We start from the raw sequence: 24,186 nt of genomic DNA, 5'->3' as shown, positions 1-24,186 counted from the left end.
CTGTCCAATCCGCTCCTCCGACCGCCCCTGGGCTTGAGCCAACTCCCCTAACCGCTCCTCCGTCCGCCTCTGAGCCTCAGCCAACTGCTCAATCCGCTCTTCCGACCGCCACTGGGCTTGAGCCAACTCCTCTAACCGCTCCTCCGTCCGCCGCTGAGTCTCAACCAGCTGAGCTAGAACCTCCTCTAGGCGTCCAACCCGTTCGTCCAGGTGTCCAACGCGTTCCTCCGTCCGGCTCTGAGCCTCGGCAAGTTGTCCCAGGCGTGCTTCCGTGTTTCGCTGAGCCTCTATTAGGGCTTGAACTTTGGTTGCAAGTACGGTTAGTTCCTCCTGGGTTCGTTCTTGGGCTGCAGCAAGTCTGCGCACTAGCTCGGGAAGTTGCAGAAATTCCTCTCCAAGGACCGATGCCCGCAGGGCGTTTTTCCACTCCGGGTGCTCCTCTAAAATCCGCAACAAGTCCCCAAGATCTGCCAATCCAAATGGCATGGCTCCCATATTGTACATCATCCGAAAAAAAGCCTAAACCTTGTTGCGACCAGCCTGTGGCGATACGACCCTCGAAAGGGGACCAAGGAGCGGCTTCCTCTTCCCGCGCTTTGATGCCCGTTGGAAGCCCATGGCCTTTCTAGCGCAGGCTGCCCCCGATTGCCAAAGGCTTCCAAGAGTAAACAGCCCACGACTCAAGTCGCAGTCTTTATCGTAGAACGACGTCATGCCATCCCCGGCACCGGTCCGGTTGACAGCAACCCTTGGCAAGACCGCGCTCTTGCCGATCCCAGCAGGATTCCAGCTTGGATTCCCGTCGCTCCGCGCCCCAAGACGAAAGGTTTCACACACGAAAGGCTACATGCTGCCGGCGGGCGCTAGTAAGAACAGACCCGCAGGGCATTGAAACTCTTGGTCCATCAACCCCAACCGCCGCGGAAACGATCGCTTAACTTTTCCCAGCGAAAACACGAGCCCGATCCCGCAAAAAACACTGCTCGACCCGCGCGTAGAGGGCCCCAGAGGTGTTAAGCAACGCCCCCTGGTCGATCATCACCGCAACCGTCTCTGGCAACAGAATAGAGAGCTTACTCATGCGATCGGTTCGACCGCCTTCTTGGCACAATTTCGTGGAGACCTCTTCCCGTAAAGCCTGGCACACAATGAAACCATGACCTCATCGAGGGCGCGCACGATATCGTCGCTCATCCCATTCGGATCCACCAACAGGATGGATTGACTCTCCGCGGCCAATGTCGCTTCCCGGTAATCGGAACGCAAGCGCATCAGCCGGTCGCACTCCTCGACCAGGATAACGCCAACCTTCGGATCAGAGACCTGCCCAACGAGCCCTCTGCTATCGCCGTTCATCCTAGAGCCGCCTTCCTTGACGGCCTTGACAATCCACAACGCTTTGCTTGAGAGCAAACTTGGACAACCCAAGCCAACTGCCGGTCTCAATCCGCTGGTTCATCGGCGCTTGTACGCCCGCGCGGAAAAGCTCCACGCCATCGGGTGATGCCGCCTCCGCATACACGATCACCGTTCCGGTCGGCAACCACCCTGCGGGAAGAGGCTAACGCCCCTCCTTCGACATCCGCCAACCCGTCTTGTAGCCAACACTCTGCCGTCTGGCCCACGCAGGTGACTTCCTTCGGATAAATGCCGTGAAGAGCCTTATGTGCGGCTATATTTTTTTCGCTGCTGGCGACTCCTTACTCAAAAGAAAAACTTTCCCCACACCCACATAAGGCTTTCGCATGGGGGTTACGGAACCGAAAACTCTCATTTACTCCCGATCGCCCGTAGTCGATTTCCAGACCATCCAGCCAGCGAGCAAATTCCTTCGGGATCAACAGCCGAATCCCTTTCACTTCTACAACCCACTCCTCCGAGGAAACCGGTTCTTGGGTGACTTGCATTTTGTAGCTATAACCCGCGCAACCACTCCGGCACACCCCGATGCGCACAGCGCATGCCAAAGCGTTTTCGCCCAGAAATTTCTTCAGTCGTTCTGCGGCTTGGTCGGTCAGATGGATTCGGATGGGTTGGAAGGTAGACATAGCAGGAAAGCCGAGCAATGCGTTTGGTTTATACGCAGAAGGATGACCCACAACTACACGTGCGAACCGCGTTTGGATTATCAATCGTAAATTGAGCTCCCTCAAGGTCTTCCTTAAAATCAATCCGGGAGCCCACCAGTACCGAAAGACTTCGCGGATCGACTAGCAAAGTGACTCCATTTTGGGCAATGACCGCGTCCCCCGGCCGACTCCCTGGATCCAGAGCGAAGTTATACTGGAGGCCGGAGCAACCTCCTCCGGTCACGTACAAGCGCCACTTTAGCTCGGGGTTACCCTCCTCTGCAAGAAGCTGAGCAAGCTTGTGAGCCGCTCGCTCAGTAATTTCAATAGGTGCACCTTGCTGGACATTTTCCGTCTCTTTCTCCATACCTTTCCTCCTTCGGACCTAGGAGCCAACTTTCGTATGACCCACGGTGGCCGCAAGCTTTCCTAAGTCTATCCTTTCATCGTGAGACTGGCCAACCCTAAAATCTTTGAACCATCTTTTTGCGGTTTTGCAACTCTTGGACTCTTCGCCACTGCTTGTCAGCTTAACCCCCTTCTTCATATCGCTTTTCTTTTGCCATTCTGCGGCGGTTACCTGGGTATCACCGTGCTCTCCACGGACCCGCAGACGATCGGTGGCTCCTATCCCCGGTGCGGATGCGTCCAAAAAAGCAAATCAAAACGCTGACACCTTCTTTTGTCCCTTTTTTATTATCGAAAAGGAAGCGAGCAAGTAAGAGCTTGAGCCATGCGGAGGTTGTGGGGCGCGGGCGCTCGGGAAAAGCCTGGGTTAATGCTCTAGCTCGGGGTTGCCGCCAACGCCTGTCGTCTCCTAGCTAGAACCTGGCACGCTGCGCGAATCCTCCCCAGCACGTAATAAACCGTCTGGCTTCGAATGCGAACGAGCTGTCCCCCTACAATTTTAGGGACAAAATCGCTGGAAAGCTCTAGGATTTCCTCGAGAGTCGCGCCCTCTAGTCCCTCGCATAAAATCGACGTCATGGCTTTGGTCAGGGTTTGGACCGCAGGCCCGAGACGCATGCGCACGCTCAGCTTCTTTTCCGGATCAAGTCGAAGAAAAACCCCGACGGTGTCTGTGCATTCCTCATCCTTGCGGACATCCTCGAGATCAAACCGCTCCCCTTCCTTCGGTTCGTACCGAGAAGCCGTATCGGCAAAGGCAACCAAAAGCTCACACCGTTCCTCTTCGGAAAGAGGCGTAAAAAGCTCCACAATCTGCGCTAGGCGCTTCGGGTAGACGTTCGTCTCTTCCTTCGAGCAAACCCCTTCCACCATAACCGTTACCGTTCGATGGGTGCCCGCACCTTATTGCCCCATTCCGTCCAGGATCCGTCGTAGTTGCGCACCTTAGGCAGCCCAAGGAGGTAGGTCAGAACGAACCAGGTGTGGCTGGAACGCTCCCCGATGCGGCAATAAACAATGGTCTCTTTGTCAGGAGAAAATCCGATTTGCTCTTGGTAAATTTGTTGGAGTTCCTCAGCCGACTTAAAGGTTCCGTCGTCGCGGACCGCTGTTTTCCAAGGGACATTTTTCGCCCCAGGGATATGACCCCCACGTAGCGCCCCCTCCTGAGGATATTCGGGCATGTGCAAAAGTTCGCCCCGATACTCTTGCGGGCTCCTCACATCAATCAGCGGACCTCCGTTCCGAGAAAATTCCAACACCTCTTCATAAAAGGCCCGGATATCTCGGTCGTAGCGTTGCTTGGGGACAGGGTACTCGGTTCTGGGATAGCTGGGCTTTTCGCGCGTAAGAGGCCGCCCTTCCCGGATCCACTTGTCCCGCCCCCCATTGAGAATTTTGACCTTCTGGTGGCCAAACAGACGGAAAGCCCACAAAGCATAGCAAGCCCACCAGTTGGACTTATCCCCATAAAAAATACACGTGGTTTCCGGAGCGATCCCGTTACGCGAGCAAAGCTCCGCGAAAGCCTCCGGAGAAATGTAATCCCGCACCACGGGATCCTGGAGATCCCGCCGCCAATCGATGTGGACGGCTCCAGGAATATGTCCCGTATCGTACAGAAGAACGTCCTCGTTGCTTTCAATGACCCGAATGTCCGGATCGTGCAGGTGTTCAGCAAGCCAGGACGTCTCGACTAATGCTTCAGGATGGGCATAGCCTTTACTCATCGGTGGATCCTTTCGTTTACTTACCGGAAAAGTAGAGAATCTAGCTCAAAAGTAAAGGAGGAAGTAAGAAGCCACTCCCAAGCTCAGGTAAAGCCTTCTCGAAGCTTACCCTTTGCGGGGAATCCCGTGTGCTTGTATTTTCCCTCTTGCCCCGGTGGAGGCAAACTCCAAGACAAAAAGCATGGAACCACAACCGATCCTTCCTCAAGGGGGTTACCCGGTCTGGGAAGTTCCTCCCGAGTCGTACTTGAACGACCCAGAGTACCCTCCTTTTTGGGTCGCAGCTCGTCGTCAAGCGTACCAAGAGTTTTTATCGCTCCCCTTCCCCAGCGGAAAGGATGAGCGCTGGCGTTTCACCAGCTTGCACAAAATTGGGTTGGAACGCTTTTTTGTGGTGGACAAGCCAGAGCAAGAGGCCGCCCTCCAGCTTCGAAAAGAATACCAAGCGCGCAAGGACAATCGGTGGAAGCTCGTCCATTGGGGAGAAGAACCTCTCTGGCGGTGGCCGGAGCCTGGCCAGTCGTCCCAGGTCGTTTTTTGTCCCCTGCTGGAAGCGGCCCAGAAGTTTCCTCAATTGGTTCAACCTTTTTTCTTTCGGGAAAAAACTCGTCTTGGGGGCGAAAAATTTGCGGCCCTCACCCGTCTGTGGTGTCGCAATGGGTGTTTCCTCTACGTGGGAGAACGGACAACCCTGGCAGATCCCCTGGAAATCGAGATCTTTTCCCCTCATTCCCCTAGGGCGATTTTCCCTTACATTCTTATCGTTGTAGGACGCTGTGCCTCCGCGCGAGTCCGGATCCGGCTCCGGGGGACAGAGCCAGAAGGGGGGCCTGCTTTTTGTTCCCTCATTCAAGATCAGTTTGTCGGAAGCGGAGGAGAACTTCGGGTTTCCGTCCTCCAGGATTGGCCATTGGGAACCGTTTCTCTCCAGATGGGGTCTACCGTGGTGGACCGGGATGGACGAGCAATCACCTTGCACGCAAACCTAGGGGCCAGTTACGCACGGTTGGAAAACCACAGCAAGCTTGTCGGCCCGGGAGCCCAGAGTCTTATGCTTTCGGCCACGCTAGCCCGAGACGGGCAGGAGTTTGACCAGCGGACATTCCAAGAACACGTAGCCGGTCACACGACGAGTGATCTTTTGTACAAAAATGCCCTCGCCGATCGGTCCCGAACGATTTTCGCCGGAATGATCGATGTTGACCCCCAGGCCCAGGCGACCGATGCCTATCAGTCCAACCGCAATCTTCTCTTAAGCGAGGAAGCGGAGGCCAATACCCTCCCGGGCCTGGAAATCATGGCAAATGAGGTCCGTTGTACCCATGGAGCAACCGTGGGGCCCCTGGATCCCGAAGAGCTTTTTTACCTGCGGCAACGTGGTATTCCTCTCCCTTTGGCCAAAGTTTTGCTTGTCCGAGGGTTTCTGGAAGAAGTGCTCGGACGGTTTGGTGACGGCGAGCTAACGGAAGAATTTCTGACGTTGGTGGAAGAGCGACTGGCCCAAAGCCAGCATCCGGCGAAGGGGTAGACGGTTTACTCCACAAAAGCTCAAAAGGGAAAAAGTCTTGGACCCGGCAATGCCTGCACCCACTGGGGGAAAATGCGAGACCCGGTTGGGGTCTCTCTGGCAAAGGTTTTTTCGCCTGCGCCACGTTCCAAAATCGGCGCGGAGCCGGGACACGCCGAATCCCTTACGACGGGTGCTTGGAGCCCCCGAGCTTATCGCGCTCGGTGTGGGCGGGATCATCGGGGCAGGAATTTACGTTCTGACAGGGGCAGTCGCCAGCCAACACGCCGGCCCGGCGGTATGCCTCTCTTTTGTTTTATCCGGAAGTAGCTGCGCCCTGGCAGCGCTGTGTTATGCCGAGCTTGCGTCCATGATCCCCGCCGCAGGTAGCGCCTACGTGTACGCCTATGCAACTATGGGAGAGGCAATGGCTTGGACGATCGGGTGGAGCCTTGTGCTCGAGTATCTCTTTACGGTGGGGCTCGTTTCCATCGGATGGTCCGGTTATTTTAGCAGTCTTCTTCGGGACATCGGCATTTTGCTACCGCCCGAATGGACCGCCCCTTATGGGACTCACCTCGTTCAACTGCCTGGCCAAGGATGGGTGATCGCGACCGGAGAGCTTGCGCAATGGTTGCGCGGGCACGGAGTGCACATGGAGGACCTTCCACAAGCATCCGGATGGGTAAACGTGCCCGCCGTCGCCATTGTGCTCTCCCTTTCGGCTTTGCTCGTGCTGGGGATCCGGGAATCTGCAACCTTGAACACGGCGATTGTCCTTTTTAAGACCGGTGCACTTCTTTGTTTCGTGGCAGCCGCGTTCCGTTATCTCACTACCCATCCCGAGGTTTGGCATCAAAACTGGGATCCCTTTGTTCCTCCCAACCGGGGCGAGTTTGGCCAATTTGGTTGGAGCGGGGTCTTGCGCGGGGCAGGGATGATCTTTTTTGCGTACCTGGGTTTTGATGTCGTCTCTACTGCGGGGCAGGAAGCGAAAAACCCTCAAAGAGACCTTCCGATTGGAATCCTCGGAAGTCTTTCCCTTTGCACGATCCTCTACGTACTGGTAGCTATCGCATTGACCGGGGCGGTTCACTACTCGCGGTTGGCCGTCCCGGATCCCATTGCAGTAGGAGTGGAAGCCATAGGAGCTCGCTGGTTAGCCCCCGTTGTGAAGTTGGGAGCCATCAGCGGCATAAGTTCGGTCATTTTGGTTTTTCTTCTTGGCCAGTCGAGGATCTTTTGGGCAATGGCCGAAGATGGGCTTCTTCCACCGCATCTTGCCCGGATTCACCCCCGCTTTCAAACCCCCTACGTTGCGACTGTGGTGAGCGGAGTAGCAGGAGCCCTGCTGGGAGCCTTTTGTCCCATTCTTGTGCTCAACGAGCTTGTGAGTATCGGCACTCTTTTTGCCTTCATCCTCGTCTGCCTGGGAGTTCTCATCCTTCGGCACACCCAGCCGGAGCTCCCTCGCCCCTTTCGCGTCCCCTGGGTACCCTGGCTGCCGCTAGCTGGCGTTGGGATTTGTTTTCTCCAGATGGTTTCCCTTCCTGCGCGGGCCTGGGCAAGACTTATTTTGTGGCTCATTCTCGGGTGGGCCCTCTACCTAGGCTATGGAATCCACCGAAGCAAAGCCTGCCAAGAGCTTCCAGCCCCTAGTCCTAAATCGGCCTCTCCGGGTGCGTAACGTGAACCGGCAATCCACGCTTACGAGCGGTCTGCGTCTACCCTAGACTGCCGAGCTCCCCAGGCCTATGGAGCGCAAGATCCCTTTTCCTAAGACAGCCAAGTTAGGACCCTTACCATAAGGAGGAAAAAAACCGTTCCTCAAACCATAGACAACCATTCCCCTACCAGAGAGGATCATCCCGGACGCCGGCCGAACAGCGCTGCCTGCGATTTGCGTGCCGGCGTTTCACCGGCAAAGCCCAGGCAGCGCCCAGCCCCGGGTTTTCGCGCGACGGAGCCGCGCGAGGCCATCCATTGCCTCGCGACAGGGCATGCGCTGTATCCGCCGCTTTAAGTCTCTTCCGAAACCCCACCATGCAAATGACCATCCATGGTTTGTCCGATTGCTTGGAGATTGCGCAAAACTGACACGACCGCCATTGGCCAGTACGCACCACTGCCTCTCGCCCCAACGGGCCTTCGGAGACTGCCAACCCTCTCCGGGCAAAGGCACGAGGCGGTGTCCTGGTAAAAACCTGTGCCATGACGGCACGCGGTTGACCGCACCGATCAGAGACGTGTAGGCCGGGTCGACTTCGGTTGACCTCGACCCCGGCGCGAAAAACGCCAACTTCACCATCGCGATCGCCTTCGTGTAGGCGAAGGAAGAGAGCGAGCGGGTCGGAACGGCATCCACTGACTCCAGCTGCGCCTCCCTCTTGAGTAGATCCAGTCGTTCCCTCACCCGCGGCTTGCCCGATTCGCCAACAGACCCGGGCGATCTCTTTGCAGACGCAAGCAACAACCGCTCTGGTCTCTTCCTCGCTCTTACCCTAGGGATGGAATCGGATCCCGCGGACTCTCACTGGATTGCCAAAGCGGTCCGTTTTCGCTAAGGCGAGGCGGTCTTCGTTGGGGTCGATCCCAACTGCTCCCGGAAAAGCCGGCGTGTTACCAAGGAAACGGGCCCGCAGCTCGACGCTTGCCAACACCCACCACTCCTTTTCGGTCCCGCACGAGGCGGTAAATTCAAACGCAAGATCCCTCCTCTTTCCGGCCAAGCTTCCCCTGTCTTGGTTGTCCCGGTCACCATCCGGCTGGTCGAGAGTATCGCGAAAATCGCTTTCTAGCCGTAGGCGAAGCACACCCCCCTCAAAAACCAGGTATTGACTCGGGCTGCCCCGGTCCGTCCGGCAGCCGCAACCGCAATAAGCCCAGAGACTTCCCTCCGGGGATACCGTGGCTTGGCAGGAGAGGTTCCCTGGGGTCTAATCCGCCCACCCCCAGGCACAGAGAACCGGCTACTCGGCTCCGTTTGGCCATCACTCTTGCACCAGGGAGCCCATGGAGCTCCGTCCGCAGGAGGGCCAACCGCGGCTTTTTCTCGTGCCACACGTTTCGAGGCCCGCTTCTTCTCCCCCAGGCTTGTGGATCACCTTTTGTACTCCCCTGATCCCCTCCTTAGCTTCCTCAAACGAGCTCAAAGCCGCCGTTGGCCAATCGAAGCTATCGTTGCTTCGAGCTCGGACCCGGAGGGCATGGAACTCTCGGGCGGTCAAGCCAAACCGCCGCAGGAAGAGGATCAATGGCCCCCGTTGAGCGAAACAGGAGCCGGCATGTGACAGAAAAACACCTTCGCCGAGCTCGCCCGCAGAGCGCGGCATAGGTGTTACGCAAGGCCCCCTGTTCGACCGTCACCCGCAACGCCGTCTGGTAAGGGAGAATAGCCAGCTTACCCATGCGATGGCTTCGAGCGCCTTCTTGGCACGGCTCTGCGCGGATTTCTTCCCGTAACGCCTGGCCCAGAAGGAAACGATCCCCTCATGCAGGTCGCGCATGATAGCGTGAGTCATCGATCTCCTTGGGATTCACCACCGGGATGGATCAACTGTAGCCGGCCAATGGTACTTCCCGGTACTCGAGACCGAAGCGCATCAGCCGGTCCCGCTCCTCGACCAGGATGACGCCAACCTTGGAGTCACAGACCCACCCAACGAGCCCTCTGCGATGTCCGTTCCTCCCAGGGCCGACCCCCTTGACGATCATGACGATCCGCAACAGTTTCCTGGAGAAGCTAACTCGGAGAACCCAAGCCAATTGTCTCTCTCAAATCCGCTGGTTCATCGGCACGGCGCTTGCACAGCCGCACGTAGAGGGCCACGCCATCGGGTTGTGCCGCCTCCCCATGCACGATCACCATCCCGGTCGGCAACGATTCTGTGGGAACAAGCAAATGCCCCTCCTTACCCATCCCCCAAACCGTCTTGTAGCCAACACCCTGCCGCTTGGCCCACGCACTCTACTTTATTCGGATAGGGTGCGATACAGAGCGTTATGTGTACCTATGTTTTTTAGCTATTGGCAGACCTCAAACGCAAAAAAGAAATCCTTCCCATGCTCGACTCGCTTTGGAACTTCCCAGGGGAAAAACTTCTTCTCAACGGTACGTCGCTGTAAAAAGGAAAGGCAAAACCTTTTCCGATCGGACAATAGCCCGCCTATAGCCAGCCTCGCTTTCGAAAATCCTCAAGATTTTGAGGAAAGGACGTTCGCACATATTCCAGCATAAATTTGACAAGAGAAATTTCCCACGCGTCGTCCACCCCCACGACGATCGCCGCCAGGGGGTCTCCCTTTGCCTCTACCTCGGCCTCGACCCTCTCCAGGGTGACCTCCAAGGGCTCGCGGACCTCGTAACACTCCACCTCTTCCTTCCGCATCCGAAAACCGTAACGCAGAAAGACAAACTCCCGAGAATGCTGGGCCAGGTACTGGACGTATTCTTGCGCTTTGGCTCCAAAACCATCCAAGAGAATTTTGGCCATATAGGTCGGGGTAACAATTCTCGGGCGCTCCGCTTCCATCTTCCCCTCACGCACAAAACAGACATCCACCAGATCCATGTGAGCCGTCACCAAGTGGTAGTGCACAAGCGAGCTCCCTAGCGTGTCAATGCTCCGACGCGGAACCCGCAGGACCTGGGTGGCCGCCATCGCGTATTCAAACTCATCCTCAAGCTTTGCCATCGTTTCGTTCCTTCCCTTTGAAGACAAACCCCTACTCGGAGAATCCTCGAAGAACAATCAAACAAATTTTCCCGGATTGAGCATCCCCTTTGGATCCAGGGCCCGTTTGATTTTGCGATGAATCTCCCGCACGGGCTCGGAGACCGCCTGAGGCCACCAGGAAAGTTTGGCAAGCCCAATCCCGTGTTCGCCCGTAAGAACCCCGCCCCACCCAAGAACCTGTGCAAAAAGCTCATCCAGCGCCCGCTGCGCCCGTGTCTTCTCCTCCTCTTGATTGGGGTTCACCATAAGATTGACATGGATGTTCCCATCCCCCGCATGCCCAAAAGCAGCAATGGGGATGCCCCACCGCCGGGCAAGCTCCGATACAAAGGAAAAAAGATCCACCAGCCGGCTCCGTGGCACGGTCACATCCTCATTTAACTTTAGAAGCCCCTGGTGAGAGAGCGCACGGGAAAAACTCCGGCGCGTGGACCACAATCGTTCACAGGAGTCTTCCTCCCAGGCACTTTCCACCGCAATCGCGCCAGCCTCCAAAAGAATTTGGCTCACACGCTCCCCCTCTTCTCGCACGGCTTGCGGTCCGCCGTCAACTTCTACCAAAAGATGCGCTTGCCCGGGGGGAAGGGATACATCGGTTAGGTAATGGCGGGCCGCTTCCACCGTGAAACGATCGGCAATCTCCAGAGCCGAAGGAAGCAGCCCGGAAGTAAGAATGTTTTCCACCGCAGCCGCGGCCCTCTCGATTGCCTCAAACCCGGCCGCAATCACGGCGCGAGCCGGGGGATGGGGAATAAGGCGCAAGGTTGCCTCGGTGACCACCCCTAAAAGACCCTCGGAACCCACGAACAGGCTTACGAGATCAAACCCGGTTTTATTTTTGTGAGTTCGTGATCCCACCCGGACAATGGTCCCTTCCGCGAGAACGACCTCCAATCCCAAAACGTAATGTTTGGTAACGCCGTACTTGAGCGAGCGGGCCCCCCCAGCATTGGTCGCGATATTGCCCCCGATCGATGACTCGTGAAGGCTTGCCGGATCCGGGGGATAGAAATAGCCCAGCCGGCGAGCTTCTTGCGCTAGCTTTCCTGTAATCACCCCGGGTTCCACCACGGCAACTCCATCGACCGGATCGATTTCTCGGATCCGGTTCATGTACGCAACGGACAAGACGATGCCACCACGAACCGGGACACACCCTCCGACATATCCCCTACCTGCGCCCCGCGCCGTTACCGGAATGTCTCTTTCCCAAGCAAACCGGAGAACGGCCGACACCTCCTCTACCGTCCGAGGGAAAACCACCGCCTCCGGTAACGCACGGGCCAGCCACGCATCCGTCCCGTGTTCCGCAAGGACTTGTGGTTCGCAACTTACCCGGCCCAAGGGCAATAGCTTTTCCAATTGAAAGATCCACCCAGCCTTCTGCGAGCGAGTTTCACCAGTATCCATGGAACTTGCCTCACGTACGTCTCCCTACCGTAAGGTAGCGCGTCATCGCTGGCACTTCCTTGCCGAGAACCTAGAAACATTTCTTTGCCGCATCCGGCCGTTCCCAGCCGGACACGCCGGTCGTTCACTCATGCACGTCGCCAGCCTCCCCCCTTGTTGCCGGACTCTAGACCAAAGAGAAGGGATTACGTCCCGTCTGCGAGCCGTTACGGTTTCCCGGTCACCCCCGGTGACGGCAGACAATAGGGTGACCCTGTCACGTTATGGCACACCCTATCAAAGGTCAACGTTCGATCTACCCGATTGAAAAAGGCGTCAATAGCTCTCATCTCCTTCTCTTTCCCTTGCAGGCGAACTGAAACCACTCGCAACCGATCCAACGCTTGCCTTGGGGATTTTTTCTCGGACAAAAGGACCTTTCTTTCCCGATCCGAAAGCGCCGGCGGGTCTCCTTTGGGACCCGTTCTTTCCCACCCCGTGGTGTCCTCCCCAGGAAAAAGTCGCCGGTCAAGGGAAGAGAGGCTCCCCCACAACTGACCGCGTATCCGCACGATTCTTTGGGTTCTCTCCAATGGGCGTGCGCCCGGTCCGAAGGTTTCCCTTTTAGGCCTAGGGATTTCCTCGGAAAAACGCCCGGCCCATCCATGCTCACAGGTCCCATTGGAGGCGAAGGCAAAAATTGCGCCTTCTCCGCTTTGTTGTCCAAAAAACCTCTCCTTTCGTTTGGCTCTCGGTAAAGCTAGAGGCCATAATGGTGCATGGCCTTTTGGGTTGGTAGGTTTTTCCCTCAACCCCTTCGGGTGGGCTCAACCGTTCCCGACGTCCTTTTGCAAGACCCCAGCGGGCACACACAGAATCTTCGAGCCTGCATCCCATTAGAAGGGTGGACGCTACTCTACTTTTTTCCGAAGGCTTTTACTTTCGGCTGCACAGCCCAGGCATGTCATCTTAAGGACCGATTTTCCCAGCTTGCCCAAGCCCGGATCACGATCCTGGGAGTAAGCACCGATCCTCCTCACCGGTTAAGAGCCTTTGCCCAAAGATGGGATCTTCCCTTTCGCCTCCTTTCCGATTCCCAACGGCAGGCCGCCCGAGCTTTTGGTGTCCCCGTCGTCTTGGGCTTGGCACTCCGACAGGCCTTCCTTTTTCGCGGGCATATCCTAGCTTGGCGAGATCTCCATCCTAGGCCCACTCGGCTAGCGGAGGACATTTTGTGCGCCCTGCAAAATTACCCTTCCTTGGGTGGCTCCAGCTAGAAGACGGGAAACCGAGTTTGGCCGTCCTTTATCAACCCGAAGAGACGGCAAGGCTTCCCCTGTGGCTATTCCACCGGGGACTGGCCATGGTCTTTGCCATTGCCTTTGCCTCCGCCGCCGTTCAAATTCGCGGGCTGGCAGGGAGCCAGGGAATCCTTCCCTGCGAGCAGGTTTTTGCAGGACTCCGGGCCACCAGCGACTGGCGCCGCTATTTTCTGTTTCCGACCTTCTTCTGGTTTTGGCACGACGACCGGGCACTTAGCTGGGCTTGCTGGCTTGGAGTCGGGGCAAGCCTCTTTTTGTTTCTCAATATCGCTCCTTGCCTTTGCCTTTTGCTTGTGACGCTTTTGTACCTCTCCCTGGCTACGGCAGGGACGGAATTTTTTAATTTCCAATGGGATGCTCTTCTTATTGAAAGCGGCGCCGTAGCCCTCCTTTCCACTCCTTGCCGGCTTTTCCCTGGGTTTCGCTATGCGGAGGCCCCCCCGAAATTGGGTGTATGGCTTTTGCGTTGGCTTCTTTTTCGACTCTTTTTTCTTAACGGCTGGGTAAAACTTGCCAGTGGAGACCCCAGCTGGCGGGATCTTTCTGCCCTTTCCTATCACTACCTTACCCAGCCGATTCCCACCCCGCCTGCTTGGTATTTGGCCCAAGCACCCCTTTGGTTTCACCGTATGTGCACGTTTTGGGTTCTTTGTACGGAACTTGCGGCTCCCTGCCTTCTCTGGATGGGTCGGAGGGCTCGACTCTTCGGGGTTTTGGGCTGCGCAAGCCTCCAGCTTGCCATGATGGTCATCGGTAATTACGCCTTTTTTAACTGGCTCGCCCTGGTCCTTTGTTTGCCGAGCGTAGGGGAACAATGGTTCCCCTCTGCTTGCCGGGAAGCGCTGCGGAGCGCGCCCTCGGAAAGGCCTTCGCGGTTGCGCCTGCTGGCTATTCTCCCGGGAGGGATCCTATTGGGAACCGCCAGCCTTTTAGCCACCGCCCACTTCCTTTTGGGACCCCAAAAGACCCCCTCTTGGATCGCGGTCCCCTTGGCCTGGATTGAACCCTGGCGGGTCGCTAACGGGTACGGCGCCTTTGCCGTGATGACCAAAGAAAGGGACGAAATTGAGCTGGAAGGAAGCTCCGATGGGGTAAACTGGAAACCCTATGTCTTTCGCTGGAAACCCCAGGCGCTTACCAAGCCACCTCCATGGGTTGCCCCCCACCAGCCTCGACTCGACTGGCAGATGTGGTTCGCGGCCCTGTCCCGAGCAACCGACTCCCCGTGGTTTGTTCGGCTTTTGATTCGCTTGCTTCAGGGAAGTCCCACAGTGGTTCGGTTGTTTGCGGAAAACCCTTTTCCTCAAAGCCCACCGCTTTACGTCCGGGCATGGATCTACCGTTACTCCTTTACGTCTTGGCAAGAACGGAAAACGACCGGTCAATGGTGGAAACGGGAACTACTGGGTCCTTACTTTCCCGAGATCCGGCTCCAGAACCCTCCCGCTCCCTTTGCCCTAGGAACGGGCGTGCATGGGAACATAAGGCCGAGGGCTGGGGCCCACGTACTCGCCCATGGGCCGGATCAACCGGTTGTGCGCCCGCTGCTCCATGATGTGAGCCGACCAGCCCGCGACGCGCGCGATGACAAAGAGGGGAGTAAACATGGGGATAGGGATTCCCAGAAAATAATAGGTGAGCGCCCCGTAGAAATCCACGTTGGGATAGAGCTGTTTTTCCCGAAACATCACCTTTTCAATCCGCTCGCAGATTGGAAAAAGCCTTTGATCCGCCCGTAGCTCGGCAAGTTTTTGTGCCCATTCCTTAAGCACCCTCGAACGCGGGTCTCCCTTTTTATACACCCGGTGTCCAAATCCCATGACCAGTTCCTTGCGTTGCAACATTTGGCAAATGCCTTCCTCCGCCTCATCGGGAGTTTTAAATCGAAGAATAAGCTCCATGGCTGCCTCGTTGGCACCCCCGTGAAGCGGCCCACGCAGCGCTCCAATTCCACCGGTCACAGCAGAATAAAAATCGGAAAGGGTAGAAGCGATGGTCCGACACGTAAAGGTTGAGGCATTAAACTCATGCTCTGCGTAGAGGATGAGCGACACATCCAGCGCTCGAACTTCGAGGGGAGAAATCTCTCTTTCCCCTCGAAGAAGAGAAAGGAAATGAGCCGCCGTTCTGGGTTCTCCCGTTGCCGTTTCAATCCTCTGGCCATCCCGGTGGAACCGATGCCAGTAAAGAAGGATCGAAGGAAAACAGGCGACTAATCGTTTGGCAACCTTCCACTGATCCCTTTCCGGGTCCCGCTCCGGTTCAAAAGCTCCCAGAGCCGAACAGCCGGTTCGAAGGATATCCATCGGATTGGCCGAACCTGGCAGCCGTTCCAAAATTTGGCACACTTCTGGAGGGAGCCCTCTCTGCCGGACTAGGTCCTGGCAAAAAAACCTTAGCTCCTCCTCCGTGGGAAGCTTTTCATATAAAAGAAGGTAGACAACCTCTTCAAAAGTTGCCTGGCTCGCCAAATCCCGAATGGAATAGCCCCGATAGGTAAGATCGAGCCCTTCGCGATCAACGGCGCTAATCGCAGTCTCTCCCGCAACCACTCCGGCGAGTCCACTTGCTTTCGACGATGGTGCCATAAATCCCACGGCAGTCAAAAGAGAGCTTTCCCTCTACCCATGAGCTATACTTCTTCGGCGCGGACAGGGCAAGCCACTCCCGCAGAAACAATCCCCAATCGCCTTCCACGATCCCAAAAAAGGCTCTTGGCAAGAGTCGGGTTTCCCGTACCATGAGAAGAGCGCCATGGAAAAGAGAGAAATTTCGCGGCGAGAATTTCTCCAGCAAGTCCTTCTTTTCGGTCTTGCAGCAACTCCCTGGGCTCAACTGGGTAAAGTATGGGCTCAAGCATCCCGTCCTTCCGATCCCCAAGTAATTCCCACGATTGCCGGGCAACCGGTTACCCATGTGACGCATGGACCGGGCTTTGGCCGGAAACTCGCGTTGACTTTTGACGATGGTCCCTGGCCAGGAATCACCGACCGGATTTTGGCCGAACTAGCCACACACGAGATTCCTGCGACTTTCTTCATGTTGGGGGAACGGGTGGAAGCCGCTCCCGAACTGGCTCGGAAAGTTCTCGCTGAAGGTCATGAAATCGGAAATCACACCTTTTCGCACCCCAAGCTTTCCTCCCTCTCTCTTGAAAGGGTCGAAAGGGAGATCGGGCGTTGTAACGAGGCCTTGGCCCAGCATCTTAACTACCGGCCACGGTGGTTTCGCCCGCCGTACGGAGCTTTGCGGAAGGATCAAGTCTCCCTCGTCACCTCACAAGGGATGGGAATTGTGTACTGGAGTGTGGATACACGTGATTGGTCCCAACCCGGTGTCCAAGCGATCCAAAACGTGGTATTGAAAGACTCGGTTCCAGGATCCATTGTCCTCATGCACGATTTGCACCGGCAAACGGCCGAAGCGCTTCCAAAAATTCTGGAAGGTCTGGTGGCGCGGGGGTTTGAGTTTGCCACGATTTCTGGCTTGGTAGGCTCTCCTACCGGAGCCCATCCCTCGCCCATGAATTCCTAGAAAAAAGGGCCTATTCAGAGGGGCACGATCCAGGAGAAGTGGCCTGGGACTCCGGAAGGAACTGTGGAAAGAAGGGCGTGTAAGAGGCTCACGATCCAAAAGGATGACTGGAAAAAGACAAAGGTTCAGCTCACGGGGTCGGTGCGGGCCAAAAATCTCTCCAGGGGAACAATCCTTCCCGCTTCCTCAAGCTGACCGGATCCGAGGCAAAAGTAAGCATTGGGTCTGGGCTCTTTTTTGTGGGCTCCTTGTGTGGAAGGGACAACTGGTTCTTTCCTTCTCCGAGACCTCCCCTCCGCCAAACCAACCCCCAGCCCCGGCACCATCCAATCCTGAGCCTTCTCCTCCTTGGAGCCCGCAGGCGCCGCCACCACCTCCTCCTCCTCCTTCTCCACCCCCTTCCACCCCGGCGGAAACAACCCGTCAAAGCCCTCCGCCGAGTCCAGCTCCGCCATCCGCAGCCACCCAGTCTTTTTCGGGGATTGTCAGTACTCTTTCCCTCCAGCAAATTGGGATTCTCTCGGAAACCGAGGAGGAAAAACTTTTCCGGTTAACCGGGCGAACCCGATTCGCACCGGACAGTGCTAAGAAGCGACTTTTCGATCTTAAACTCGCCGACCGAATTATCGTGCAAGCCCATTTGAGCAACGGCACCTGGGAGGCAGACACTCTCAAAATCCTCCCAAAAGAAAAGCCTTCCAAAGTGGCCCACAGCTCGAAACAAAAGAAACATCGTTCCGGGTTTCAAGAATTCGGTGAAGAGGTCGAGCGAACTTTTAAGGGGATCGGTGGTGACCTCGAAGAATTTTTTACGGGCAAGCGAACCATCGATCGATAAGCAGGACAGATCCGGTTCTTTTGTTACGGGCAGCTTGTCTCTCTTTGCCTGGCACAAGAGATCATAAGCGTTTCGGCTGCCTATCTCGTTAGCCTTTTTCCGTGGCCTCGGCTTCCAGGCGCTGCAGATAGCCGCTTGTTTCCCGTGGCTTTTCCGTATGCGCTCTTCAAAGAAGGGTTACAGCATGCACTTTTTTCCGATGGGAAGGGAAAGAACGTTTCCCTGGCATCTTTTTGAGGCAGGAACGACCGGTCGCGCAGCAGTTCCAAGACCTTGTCCCACAGAAAAAAGTCCTGGATCGATGGCAAAAACGGGTAAGCTTTGCACTTTGTGAATCTTTCCTATGGTCTTTCCGAAAGGGCTTTTGTGCTCGCCGCAGGACGGGGGCTGCGGCTACGCCCTTTAACGGAAGATCGGCCCAAACCCTTGATCCCGGTAGCCCATCGGCCGCTGATTAGCTATGTCTTTGACCGGCTGGTGGAACTGGGGATCCAGGAGTTTGTGGTCAATACCCATCATGTTCCCGAGGCCTTCCAGCGCGTATTCCCCGAAGCAAAGTATCAAGGCCGGCCCATCCATTGGGAACATGAACCACTCCTTCTGGATACGGGAGGTGGGATTCGAAACGTCAGCCACTGGTTTGGCCGCAAGTCATTTCTTATTAGTAACGGAGACATTTTTACGGATCTGCCGATAGGCCTGGCAGTGAAACGGCATTTGGAAACGGATCATCTTGCGACCCTGGTGCTTCGCTCTCACGGTCCGGCTCTCCATGTGGCCTTTGACCCAACCACCCAAACGATTGTCGACATTCGCCATACGCTTGGAAGGAGCGGGACAAAAGATTTTCTCTACACGGGAATTGCCGTCATTTCTCCGGAATTCGTTAGCTGGATTCCGCCCAAGGGTCCGGTTTCTCTCGTCGATGTGCTCCTAGAAGTTATCCGGGCTGGACGTCCCGTTGGAGGAATCGTCCTTGACCAGGGTGTGTGGTTTGACCTCGGAACCCGGGAAGCCTACCTTGCCGTTCACCGCCAGCTGCGGAATTTGCCGGGATGGATGGGCGCCGTGGAACCGGTCCATCCGACGGCTCATGTACACCCAAGCGCCTTGATCTTGGGAGATTCCTTTGTGGGTCCGGGTGCTAAGGTAGGGGAAGGATCCGTCTTGATCGATTCCATCATCTGGGAAAAAGGGGAAGTCGCCCCCGGCAGCCGGCTCGTTCACTGCATCGTGCGTGACGGCCGGCTTGCCAAGGGGGAGCTTGTCAACGCAGACGTTTAACTCATGGAACTACCCGAAAAGCTTTTGCAAGAAACCATTCGCCGGTTCCCTCATTTCCCTTGGAAGACACCCGCCGTGTATCCATTGGAAAAGGGAGGTTCAGACCGGAGTTTCTACCGGATCTCCATTAACGAGAGACAATCGCTTGTGCTTATTTCCTACCAAAAGACCCGCCAGGAAAATGAGCACTACGCACCCCTAGCCACGTTTTTACGGTCGCTGGGGATTCGTGTTCCTCGAATCTACGCCCACCAGCCCGACCAGGGGATCCTCTGGATGGAAGACTTGGGGGATCTTGACCTTTGCGCCTGTCGTAGCCTTCCTTGGCCTCGAAAGTCTGCCCTGTACCGGCAAGCCCTCCAGGAAATCTTTCTTTTGCATACTCACAAAAACCCCCAGCTGCCCGATCTTCCCCTCGCACCCCCGTTTACCCGCGCGTTATATCTCTGGGAACAATCGTACTTTTTCGAAAATTGTTTGGGACGTTTTTTTGGTCACAAACCGCAAACCCTGCAAAAACTGGCTCAACATCCTCGCCTGCACGCCATTGCCGATAAGCTTGGTGCTCTTCCCCGTTGCTTGGTTCATCGTGATTTTCAGTCACGCAACATTTTGGTGCGCAGGGGCCGCACGTATCTGATCGATTTCCAGGGACTGCGCTGGGGACTTGCCTCCTATGACCTAGCATCCCTCCTTTTTGATCCCTACGTGGCCCTCCTGCCAAAAGAACGCAGCGAATTAAAAGCCTATTACGAAGCCCTGTGGGAAGTCCAAGGTCAAAGTCTTCCCGAAGACCTGGAATCGCTCTTCGATTGGGTCGCTCTCCAGAGGCTTATGCAGGCTCTTGGCGCATTTGGTTATCTGGGATTGGTCAGGGGCAAGAAAGAGTTTCTCGCGTACATCCCGGTCGGCATCCAACTTTTGGTGGAGGTCCTCGAAAGGATCGAAGGTCTTGAAACTCTCCTTTCTCTGGTCAAAGAGTGCTGCCACAAGCTCCCGTCACCCCACTCCCCAGCTGCTCGGCCACCATCTCGCTCATGCCCCCTCCTAACACAGAGGGATCCTTGAGGCTCGGCGTCCGGCTTCACGAGTCCTCACCCGCCACCATGACCGAGGATGACGCTCGCTTGTCAACTCCTTGTGTCCCGGCAAGCTCGCGGCAACCGATTGCCGACCCACCCAGTAGGGACGCTCCCCAGGATGTGGCCGCCCGCCAAGTGATAGGGAGCTCGATCATCTCAACCACTCCCGAGTTTCGCCAGCAGCAGGTCGACGGGGACCCGCCGCTAGGCCAAAAAAAGAAACCTTTTCTTGACGTATAGCTTACCCTTTTTTGGGGTCTTTCCGCCTTCACCCCAGATCTGCCCCGCCGCAACCCCCCAGGTCACAAACAACGGCACCCATTGGCTTCCGCGATTGTCTGGAGCGTAGCTAGGAACGGGCTCCCTACCTCGCCGTGCCAATACCAACCTTGCTTCCGCCAGGAGGTTCCTGCCTACTTCTCTTTTCTCGCCTCAAGCGTATCCCCAATGACTGGCTCAATCCGCGCAGACGCTAGAAAAGAGCGCGCCCCTTTTGCTTTCGTACACCTTGGTAGGCCCAAAGGAATCGATTGGATCCTTTTCTTTCCGCCCACAAAAGACTCCGAGACTTCGGAGCTTGCATCATCTGCCAACTCGGCTTTCGCCAAGCGGCCATCCCAAACCGTTCCCAAAACCATAGCCAACCATTCTGCTACCAAGGAAGATCGTCCGGGACGGCGGACGAACAGGGCTGCCGACGATTCCCGTGCCGGGGGTTCACCAGCAAAGGCCGGGTAACGGCCCAGTCCCGCGTTTTGGCGGACAAACACGGGAGAGAGCCAATTGCCTCCCAACCAGGCATGCGCTGCATGCGCCGCTTTGAGTCGCTTCCCAACCCTTGCCATAGAAACGACGATCCGCGCTTTGTCCGATCGTTTCCGGGTGAGAGAAAAGCTGACATGACGCCTTGCGGGTCGGAACTACCGCCTCCCGCACGGATGGGCGATCGAAGAGACTCAAATCCTCGCCGGAGGAAGGGACGAGGCCGCGCCCTCGTAAGAAGTTGTGTCCCGATGGCGCGTGTGGTTGACGGTACTGACCGGAGACGCGTAAGGGGGGTCGAGTTCGATCAGCTCGAATCCGGCAGCAAAAGAAGCCGATTGAAGCATCGCGGTCGCCTTAGCATAGGCAAAGGAAAAGACCCAAGTGAGCCCGAACGGAATCCACCGAGTTAAGCTCTAGCTTTGCTCTTTCGAAGATCCCAGCGTTCGATCGCAAACACCTTGCCCGATTCGTCGCAGCCGCCAGAGATCTCTTTGCGGGCATCACCAAAAATCGCTCTCGCCTGCTCCTCCCCGCTCTTGCCATGGGGATTCCATTGGATCCCACGGATTCTCTCGGGGTTGTCCAAGCGCTCCATTTTGGCCAAGGGAAGATGAAAACTTTTTCGGCCAAGAGGCGGCCCGAACCCAAAGAGAAACGCACCCGCCCGGGACTCCTCTTCGGCCAGAAGCGCATGGAGTTTCGGCCCGAGGATGGCCAGCCGCCGGTTTTTCTCGCGCAAAACGTTTGATCTTGGGATCTTTTCCTTAAAGCTTGCGGGTAAGCTCTACCGCTCTTCCGGATCCCGCTCCTTAGCTTCCCTCCATGAGCTCGGGCCGCCCTTCACGCCGCTCGGGGCCATCTTTGCTTTACGCTCGGACCCGCAGGGTATCAAACTCTTGGGCGGTCCAGCTAAGCCGCGGCAAAAAGTATCGCTTACGTTCTCTTTAGCGAACCACCAGCCGGCATCTGAGAAAAAAACTCCGCTCCCGCCCGCGTAAGAGCGCCGCATTAGATGTTACGAGCCAAAGCCTCTTCCGGTGTGGGCGTCAAAAGTCTCTCTTATGTGCAAAAAATGGAAAGCTTCCTTCGGAACGGCTCCGAGCGCCTTCTTGGGAGGGTTCTCTGCGCGGATTTTTTCTGGTAAAGCCTCCCACAGAGACAATCAAGAACCTCGTGGAGCTCGCGCACGATATCGTCGCTCATCTCAATGGGATCCACCACCAGGATGGATCGACTCTGCGTGGCCAATGCTTTTTCCCCGCACTCGAAACCGAAGCGCATTAGCCGGCGGCGATGCTCTACCAGGACAGCGCCAACCTTCGGGATCACGCAGCTGGCTAACGACCCCTCTGCGATGATCGTTTCTCCCAGAAGTACCCTTCTTGACGGCCTTGACGATCCGCAAGGGCTTGCTTGAGAGCCAACTCGGAGAATCCAAGCGAATGGTTTGTCTCAATCGGGCTTTTCCATCGGCGTTTGCACATCCGCGCGTAGAAAGCCGCCCCGCGGGGTAGTAGCGCCTCCGGATACAACGATTACCGTCCCGGTCGGCAATTCATTCTGGAGGAACAGGGAAACACCCTCCTCCACATCCGCCAAGCCGTCTTGTAACCAACACCCTGCCGCGTGGCCGCTGTACTCAACCTCATTCGGACATGCTGCGATACAGAGCCTTGTGTCTTTGCTCTATTTTTAGCTCCTGGCAAGCTCCAACCCACTCATGGGCCGTTTGCTCCGCGTGCCAAACCGCCCGCGCTGATCTTTGCCTGCGTTTCCTCTTCCGCCAGTTCGCCCCGCTCGCCTTTCTTTTTGGCAACTTTCTTCCCGACTCCACTTCAGACCTGATGCAGGAATCACTCACCTCGGACCCCAAGCCCCCGTTTTGGAAAGCTCTTTTGCCCTCCGTCCTAAGCGATTGAGTCTGCCTCTTGTCGCTGCAGTTACTCCCCATCCTTCGGGCAAAATCACAGAACCAAGCTTGCTGTCGCTCGCTTTTCCGATAAGCTCCCTTTTCCAAAGGGAGCGAACATGAGCGGCACGCAAACCTCTGGCCGGGTAACTCTAATGACGGGAGCATCCATCTTCCATGCACAGGCCCTACAAACTCCCTTGGTCATGAGGCTTCGCGGGATTCGTTCGGACCAACTCTTTTTTTCCTCCCAAATTGGATCGACCAAGAGCGCTTGGAAACCCAGTCGAGACTATCCGAAAACCTTTTGGCTGGGTAAGCTTTCTCCATTACGTTGCACCCATACATTATCGCTAGAAGATAGCCCTTTTGAATCTCTCCTTTGGGTCTGGCCAGGTAGGAGAGAAAACTGGGTGCGCCTGACGGTAGAGGCTGGGTAGCTCAGTCGGTAGAGCAGCGGACTGAAAATCCGTGTGTCGCCGGTTCGATTCCGGCCCCAGCCAGTTTAGGACCCATGGAAAGAAGCCTTTCTCGTGGTTTTTCCTCCGTCCCAAACAAGAGACTGATGACTCCTCCAAGGAAACATTGTTCAGGTTTTCCCCACCGTTCCCTTCTTGCTAGCGATAGGTTTTTCCTTGTCGTCCTTACGGTTCTGTGGGCGACACCCGCCCTTTTTATGTACTACCTTTTGCGCTACTTTGATCCCTGCACCCAGAATTTCTACCGCTACACCGTGGGTTTTCTCACCACACTCCCGTGGGGATGGAAAACGTTTCGGGCTCAACGCGTCCCGTGGCGGAGGGCCTTCTTACCGTGCCTTGTGGCCGCTTTCCCCAATGCCTTTCACCAGATTGCGCAAACGGAAGCCTTGAAAGGGTTACCCCCCGGAACCCTCACGGTCCTTTTACGGCTTTCCGTTCCGTTGACCGCCCTTCTAGCCTTCTGGCACTTGCCCGACGAGCGGCCCATCGTGCGCCAGGCTTCCTACTGGACTGGTCTTGCGCTTGCTTTGTGTGGAACGGCGGGACTGGTCGTTCCGGAAAACTCGACCTTCCGGGTCAATCCGCTTTGCTTGGGGTGGGCACTTGGGGCGTCGTTGGCGTGGAGTCTGTACACGGTTTTTGCCAAGCAACCTTCGGATGCCATGGGTCCAGTGGCTAGTTTCACGTGGATCTCAGGTTTGACTTCGGTTCTCCTTTTTTTTCCAACGCTTCTGATAGGGCGACCGTCGGAAATCCTTCACGCTCCCGTTCGAGCAACCGTTCTTCTCGTCGTTTCCGCCGTTCTTTGTATCGGGCTTGGGCACGTTCTTTACTACACTTGCATCACCCGATTGGGGGCAGTGGTGGCCGTCACTGTGCAGTTCCTTTGTCCACTGGGGACACTCCTTTTATCGCGCCTTTTGTTTGGAGAAAGGCTAGGTTGGATCCAATGGGGATGGGCGTTGGTACTTTTGCTCGGTTCCTGGATGAGCACCTTTCGCCGGGCAGATCCTGTAAACGCCCAAACGTAACAGAAGCGATTCTCCCTAGCTGAGGAAGAGACCCGGTGTTCTACGGGAATCCCTCCTTTCCCCTATCCGACCCAAAATAGAACATTCTCTCAAAGATTGG

At 56.4% G+C, this 24,186-nt stretch carries 30 protein-coding genes, 1 tRNA gene and 2 pseudogenes; 11 read left to right on the top strand and 22 right to left on the bottom strand.

From position 1 onward, the window contains the following. The 8 genes and pseudogenes from KK925_RS09830 to KK925_RS09795 form a co-directional block, all read right to left on the bottom strand. A pseudogene (locus KK925_RS09830) lies at positions 1 to 507 on the bottom strand (hypothetical protein); the annotation flags it as partial. Positions 508 to 934: 427 nt separating this feature from the next. Further along, positions 935 to 1,081 carry a hypothetical protein gene (locus tag KK925_RS09825; RefSeq protein WP_174582484.1) on the bottom strand — a complete coding sequence of 49 codons (147 nt, stop codon included), beginning with the start codon at positions 1,079 to 1,081 and terminating at the stop codon, positions 935 to 937. Continuing rightward, complete coding sequence (locus KK925_RS09820) at positions 1,078 to 1,356, bottom strand: hypothetical protein (RefSeq protein WP_214096480.1); 279 nt, start codon at positions 1,354 to 1,356, stop codon at positions 1,078 to 1,080. The genes KK925_RS09825 and KK925_RS09820 overlap by 4 nt, the downstream gene beginning before the upstream one ends. A 1-nt stretch (position 1,357) precedes the next feature. Further along, entirely contained in the window at positions 1,358 to 1,543 is a 186-nt protein-coding gene (locus tag KK925_RS09815; protein ID WP_214096479.1) for a hypothetical protein, read from the bottom strand. Positions 1,544 to 1,700: 157 nt separating this feature from the next. Then, a complete protein-coding gene (locus KK925_RS09810) occupies positions 1,701 to 2,048 on the bottom strand; it encodes a HesB/IscA family protein (protein WP_174582483.1) in 348 nt (115 codons plus the stop codon). A 28-nt stretch (positions 2,049 to 2,076) separates the two neighbouring features. Beyond that, positions 2,077 to 2,436: an iron-sulfur cluster insertion protein ErpA gene (erpA, locus tag KK925_RS09805; protein ID WP_174582482.1), complete on the bottom strand. Its 360-nt coding sequence runs from the start codon at positions 2,434 to 2,436 to the stop codon at positions 2,077 to 2,079. A 416-nt stretch (positions 2,437 to 2,852) separates the two neighbouring features. Next, positions 2,853 to 3,350 carry a SufE family protein gene (locus KK925_RS09800; protein ID WP_174582481.1) on the bottom strand — a complete coding sequence of 166 codons (498 nt, stop codon included), beginning with the start codon at positions 3,348 to 3,350 and terminating at the stop codon, positions 2,853 to 2,855. A gap of 5 nt (positions 3,351 to 3,355) precedes the next feature. Then, positions 3,356 to 4,207 (bottom strand): sulfurtransferase, encoded by an 852-nt coding sequence (locus KK925_RS09795; protein WP_174582480.1) that lies wholly within the window; start codon positions 4,205 to 4,207, stop codon positions 3,356 to 3,358. Between the two features lie 181 nt (positions 4,208 to 4,388). On the opposite strand from KK925_RS09795, the gene sufD reads away from it, so the two are divergent. Together sufD and KK925_RS09785 are read left to right on the top strand one after the other, a co-directional pair. Next, positions 4,389 to 5,735 (top strand): Fe-S cluster assembly protein SufD, encoded by a 1,347-nt coding sequence (gene sufD, locus KK925_RS09790; RefSeq protein ID WP_174582479.1) that lies wholly within the window; start codon positions 4,389 to 4,391, stop codon positions 5,733 to 5,735. 49 nt (positions 5,736 to 5,784) lie between these two features. Then, entirely contained in the window at positions 5,785 to 7,401 is a 1,617-nt protein-coding gene (locus tag KK925_RS09785; RefSeq protein ID WP_174582478.1) for an amino acid permease, read from the top strand. Between the two features lie 163 nt (positions 7,402 to 7,564). Here KK925_RS09785 and KK925_RS09780 read toward each other — a convergent pair whose 3' ends face one another. The 8 genes from KK925_RS09780 to KK925_RS09745 all read right to left on the bottom strand — a co-directional run bounded on the left by KK925_RS09780 (position 7,565) and on the right by KK925_RS09745 (position 12,432). Further along, positions 7,565 to 7,927: a hypothetical protein gene (locus KK925_RS09780; protein WP_214096478.1), complete on the bottom strand. Its 363-nt coding sequence runs from the start codon at positions 7,925 to 7,927 to the stop codon at positions 7,565 to 7,567. 288 nt (positions 7,928 to 8,215) lie between these two features. After that, positions 8,216 to 8,527, bottom strand: a complete 312-nt coding sequence (locus KK925_RS09775) for a hypothetical protein (protein WP_174582477.1) — start codon at positions 8,525 to 8,527, stop codon at positions 8,216 to 8,218. Positions 8,528 to 8,888: 361 nt separating this feature from the next. Then, positions 8,889 to 9,122 carry a hypothetical protein gene (locus KK925_RS09770; protein ID WP_214096477.1) on the bottom strand — a complete coding sequence of 78 codons (234 nt, stop codon included), beginning with the start codon at positions 9,120 to 9,122 and terminating at the stop codon, positions 8,889 to 8,891. A gap of 144 nt (positions 9,123 to 9,266) precedes the next feature. Continuing rightward, entirely contained in the window at positions 9,267 to 9,428 is a 162-nt protein-coding gene (locus KK925_RS09765; protein WP_214096476.1) for a hypothetical protein, read from the bottom strand. 28 nt (positions 9,429 to 9,456) lie between these two features. After that, on the bottom strand, positions 9,457 to 9,633 hold the full coding sequence (locus tag KK925_RS09760; RefSeq protein ID WP_214096475.1) for a hypothetical protein: 177 nt from the start codon (positions 9,631 to 9,633) through the stop codon (positions 9,457 to 9,459). 247 nt (positions 9,634 to 9,880) lie between these two features. Then, positions 9,881 to 10,408, bottom strand: coding sequence for a hypothetical protein (locus KK925_RS09755; RefSeq protein WP_174582476.1), 528 nt, complete (start codon positions 10,406 to 10,408; stop codon positions 9,881 to 9,883). 57 nt (positions 10,409 to 10,465) lie between these two features. After that, a complete protein-coding gene (locus KK925_RS09750) occupies positions 10,466 to 11,860 on the bottom strand; it encodes an FAD-binding oxidoreductase (protein ID WP_174582475.1) in 1,395 nt (464 codons plus the stop codon). A gap of 206 nt (positions 11,861 to 12,066) precedes the next feature. Further along, positions 12,067 to 12,432 carry a hypothetical protein gene (locus KK925_RS09745; protein ID WP_214096474.1) on the bottom strand — a complete coding sequence of 122 codons (366 nt, stop codon included), beginning with the start codon at positions 12,430 to 12,432 and terminating at the stop codon, positions 12,067 to 12,069. A gap of 186 nt (positions 12,433 to 12,618) precedes the next feature. On the opposite strand from KK925_RS09745, the gene KK925_RS09740 reads away from it, so the two are divergent. Both KK925_RS09740 and KK925_RS09735 read left to right on the top strand, forming a co-directional pair. Then, positions 12,619 to 13,116 carry a peroxiredoxin gene (locus KK925_RS09740; protein WP_174582473.1) on the top strand — a complete coding sequence of 166 codons (498 nt, stop codon included), beginning with the start codon at positions 12,619 to 12,621 and terminating at the stop codon, positions 13,114 to 13,116. An 86-nt stretch (positions 13,117 to 13,202) separates the two neighbouring features. Continuing rightward, positions 13,203 to 14,570: pseudogene (locus KK925_RS09735) on the top strand (lipase maturation factor family protein); the annotation flags it as partial. A gap of 48 nt (positions 14,571 to 14,618) precedes the next feature. On the opposite strand, the gene KK925_RS11205 reads toward KK925_RS09735, so the two are convergent. Next, a complete protein-coding gene (locus KK925_RS11205; protein ID WP_236027911.1) occupies positions 14,619 to 15,749 on the bottom strand; it encodes a citrate/2-methylcitrate synthase in 1,131 nt (376 codons plus the stop codon). Between the two features lie 166 nt (positions 15,750 to 15,915). Between KK925_RS11205 and KK925_RS09730 the strand changes: the two genes are divergently transcribed. Further along, the gene (locus KK925_RS09730; protein WP_174582471.1) at positions 15,916 to 16,695 is read left to right on the top strand and encodes a polysaccharide deacetylase family protein; all 780 of its coding nucleotides are present in this window, start codon (positions 15,916 to 15,918) and stop codon (positions 16,693 to 16,695) included. A gap of 125 nt (positions 16,696 to 16,820) precedes the next feature. Here KK925_RS09730 and KK925_RS09725 read toward each other — a convergent pair whose 3' ends face one another. Beyond that, entirely contained in the window at positions 16,821 to 17,150 is a 330-nt protein-coding gene (locus KK925_RS09725; RefSeq protein WP_174582470.1) for a hypothetical protein, read from the bottom strand. 95 nt (positions 17,151 to 17,245) lie between these two features. Then, positions 17,246 to 17,443 carry a hypothetical protein gene (locus KK925_RS09720; RefSeq protein ID WP_174582469.1) on the bottom strand — a complete coding sequence of 66 codons (198 nt, stop codon included), beginning with the start codon at positions 17,441 to 17,443 and terminating at the stop codon, positions 17,246 to 17,248. A 420-nt stretch (positions 17,444 to 17,863) separates the two neighbouring features. On the opposite strand from KK925_RS09720, the gene KK925_RS09715 reads away from it, so the two are divergent. Genes KK925_RS09715 through KK925_RS09705 form a run of 3 tightly spaced genes read left to right on the top strand, consistent with a single transcriptional unit; the run spans position 17,864 to position 20,139 of the window. Continuing rightward, complete coding sequence (locus KK925_RS09715; RefSeq protein WP_174582468.1) at positions 17,864 to 18,817, top strand: sugar phosphate nucleotidyltransferase; 954 nt, start codon at positions 17,864 to 17,866, stop codon at positions 18,815 to 18,817. 3 nt (positions 18,818 to 18,820) lie between these two features. Beyond that, on the top strand, positions 18,821 to 19,885 hold the full coding sequence (locus KK925_RS09710; RefSeq protein WP_174582467.1) for an aminoglycoside phosphotransferase family protein: 1,065 nt from the start codon (positions 18,821 to 18,823) through the stop codon (positions 19,883 to 19,885). Beyond that, positions 19,882 to 20,139 carry a hypothetical protein gene (locus KK925_RS09705; RefSeq protein WP_174582466.1) on the top strand — a complete coding sequence of 86 codons (258 nt, stop codon included), beginning with the start codon at positions 19,882 to 19,884 and terminating at the stop codon, positions 20,137 to 20,139. Before KK925_RS09710 ends, KK925_RS09705 begins: the two co-directional genes overlap by 4 nt. 173 nt (positions 20,140 to 20,312) lie before the next feature. On the opposite strand, the gene KK925_RS09700 is transcribed toward KK925_RS09705, so the two are convergent. The 3 genes from KK925_RS09700 to KK925_RS09690 all read right to left on the bottom strand — a co-directional run bounded on the left by KK925_RS09700 (position 20,313) and on the right by KK925_RS09690 (position 21,945). Further along, positions 20,313 to 20,744 carry a hypothetical protein gene (locus KK925_RS09700; RefSeq protein WP_174582465.1) on the bottom strand — a complete coding sequence of 144 codons (432 nt, stop codon included), beginning with the start codon at positions 20,742 to 20,744 and terminating at the stop codon, positions 20,313 to 20,315. A 326-nt stretch (positions 20,745 to 21,070) separates the two neighbouring features. Continuing rightward, positions 21,071 to 21,403 (bottom strand): hypothetical protein, encoded by a 333-nt coding sequence (locus KK925_RS09695; protein ID WP_174582464.1) that lies wholly within the window; start codon positions 21,401 to 21,403, stop codon positions 21,071 to 21,073. Positions 21,404 to 21,723: 320 nt separating this feature from the next. Continuing rightward, a complete protein-coding gene (locus KK925_RS09690; RefSeq protein ID WP_174582463.1) occupies positions 21,724 to 21,945 on the bottom strand; it encodes a recombinase family protein in 222 nt (73 codons plus the stop codon). 747 nt (positions 21,946 to 22,692) lie between these two features. Between KK925_RS09690 and KK925_RS09685 the strand changes: the two genes are divergently transcribed. From KK925_RS09685 to KK925_RS09675, 3 genes are all read left to right on the top strand, one after another. Next, complete coding sequence (locus tag KK925_RS09685; protein WP_174582462.1) at positions 22,693 to 23,013, top strand: hypothetical protein; 321 nt, start codon at positions 22,693 to 22,695, stop codon at positions 23,011 to 23,013. Beyond that, positions 23,004 to 23,076: transfer RNA gene (locus tag KK925_RS09680), tRNA-Phe, on the top strand. The genes KK925_RS09685 and KK925_RS09680 overlap by 10 nt, the downstream gene beginning before the upstream one ends. A gap of 62 nt (positions 23,077 to 23,138) precedes the next feature. Next, positions 23,139 to 24,086 carry a DMT family transporter gene (locus tag KK925_RS09675; protein WP_174582461.1) on the top strand — a complete coding sequence of 316 codons (948 nt, stop codon included), beginning with the start codon at positions 23,139 to 23,141 and terminating at the stop codon, positions 24,084 to 24,086. Positions 24,087 to 24,186 lie beyond the last annotated feature (100 nt).

This window comes from Candidatus Methylacidithermus pantelleriae, assembly GCF_905250085.1.
GTDB lineage: Bacteria > Verrucomicrobiota > Verrucomicrobiia > Methylacidiphilales > Methylacidiphilaceae > Methylacidithermus > Methylacidithermus pantelleriae.
Note: the sequence above shows the minus strand (reverse complement) of the source record. Positions and strands in the feature narration are given on the sequence as shown.

Excerpts from the sequence above, each read along its gene's own strand:
- KK925_RS09825 (WP_174582484.1), bottom strand. The coding sequence starts at position 1,081 with ATGAGTAAGCTCTCTATTCTGTTGCCAGAGACGGTTGCGGTGATGATC.
- KK925_RS09740 (WP_174582473.1), top strand. The coding sequence starts at position 12,619 with ATGGCCTTTTGGGTTGGTAGGTTTTTCCCTCAACCCCTTCGGGTGGGC.
- sufD (WP_174582479.1), top strand. The coding sequence starts at position 4,389 with ATGGAACCACAACCGATCCTTCCTCAAGGGGGTTACCCGGTCTGGGAA.
- KK925_RS11205 (WP_236027911.1), bottom strand. The coding sequence starts at position 15,749 with ATGGCACCATCGTCGAAAGCAAGTGGACTCGCCGGAGTGGTTGCGGGA.
- KK925_RS09770 (WP_214096477.1), bottom strand. The coding sequence starts at position 9,122 with ATGGGTAAGCTGGCTATTCTCCCTTACCAGACGGCGTTGCGGGTGACG.
- KK925_RS09820 (WP_214096480.1), bottom strand. The coding sequence starts at position 1,356 with ATGAACGGCGATAGCAGAGGGCTCGTTGGGCAGGTCTCTGATCCGAAG.
- KK925_RS09800 (WP_174582481.1), bottom strand. The coding sequence starts at position 3,350 with ATGGTGGAAGGGGTTTGCTCGAAGGAAGAGACGAACGTCTACCCGAAG.
- KK925_RS09795 (WP_174582480.1), bottom strand. The coding sequence starts at position 4,207 with ATGAGTAAAGGCTATGCCCATCCTGAAGCATTAGTCGAGACGTCCTGG.
- KK925_RS09675 (WP_174582461.1), top strand. The coding sequence starts at position 23,139 with ATGACTCCTCCAAGGAAACATTGTTCAGGTTTTCCCCACCGTTCCCTT.
- KK925_RS09755 (WP_174582476.1), bottom strand. The coding sequence starts at position 10,408 with ATGGCAAAGCTTGAGGATGAGTTTGAATACGCGATGGCGGCCACCCAG.
- KK925_RS09690 (WP_174582463.1), bottom strand. The coding sequence starts at position 21,945 with ATGCGCTTCGGTTTCGAGTGCGGGGAAAAAGCATTGGCCACGCAGAGT.
- KK925_RS09765 (WP_214096476.1), bottom strand. The coding sequence starts at position 9,428 with ATGATCGTCAAGGGGGTCGGCCCTGGGAGGAACGGACATCGCAGAGGG.
- KK925_RS09725 (WP_174582470.1), bottom strand. The coding sequence starts at position 17,150 with ATGGCGGAGCTGGACTCGGCGGAGGGCTTTGACGGGTTGTTTCCGCCG.
- KK925_RS09780 (WP_214096478.1), bottom strand. The coding sequence starts at position 7,927 with ATGGCACAGGTTTTTACCAGGACACCGCCTCGTGCCTTTGCCCGGAGA.
- KK925_RS09700 (WP_174582465.1), bottom strand. The coding sequence starts at position 20,744 with ATGGCAAGGGTTGGGAAGCGACTCAAAGCGGCGCATGCAGCGCATGCC.
- KK925_RS09785 (WP_174582478.1), top strand. The coding sequence starts at position 5,785 with ATGCCTGCACCCACTGGGGGAAAATGCGAGACCCGGTTGGGGTCTCTC.
- KK925_RS09730 (WP_174582471.1), top strand. The coding sequence starts at position 15,916 with ATGGAAAAGAGAGAAATTTCGCGGCGAGAATTTCTCCAGCAAGTCCTT.
- KK925_RS09810 (WP_174582483.1), bottom strand. The coding sequence starts at position 2,048 with ATGTCTACCTTCCAACCCATCCGAATCCATCTGACCGACCAAGCCGCA.
- KK925_RS09750 (WP_174582475.1), bottom strand. The coding sequence starts at position 11,860 with ATGGATACTGGTGAAACTCGCTCGCAGAAGGCTGGGTGGATCTTTCAA.
- KK925_RS09685 (WP_174582462.1), top strand. The coding sequence starts at position 22,693 with ATGAGCGGCACGCAAACCTCTGGCCGGGTAACTCTAATGACGGGAGCA.
- KK925_RS09710 (WP_174582467.1), top strand. The coding sequence starts at position 18,821 with ATGGAACTACCCGAAAAGCTTTTGCAAGAAACCATTCGCCGGTTCCCT.
- erpA (WP_174582482.1), bottom strand. The coding sequence starts at position 2,436 with ATGGAGAAAGAGACGGAAAATGTCCAGCAAGGTGCACCTATTGAAATT.
- KK925_RS09760 (WP_214096475.1), bottom strand. The coding sequence starts at position 9,633 with ATGGGTAAGGAGGGGCATTTGCTTGTTCCCACAGAATCGTTGCCGACC.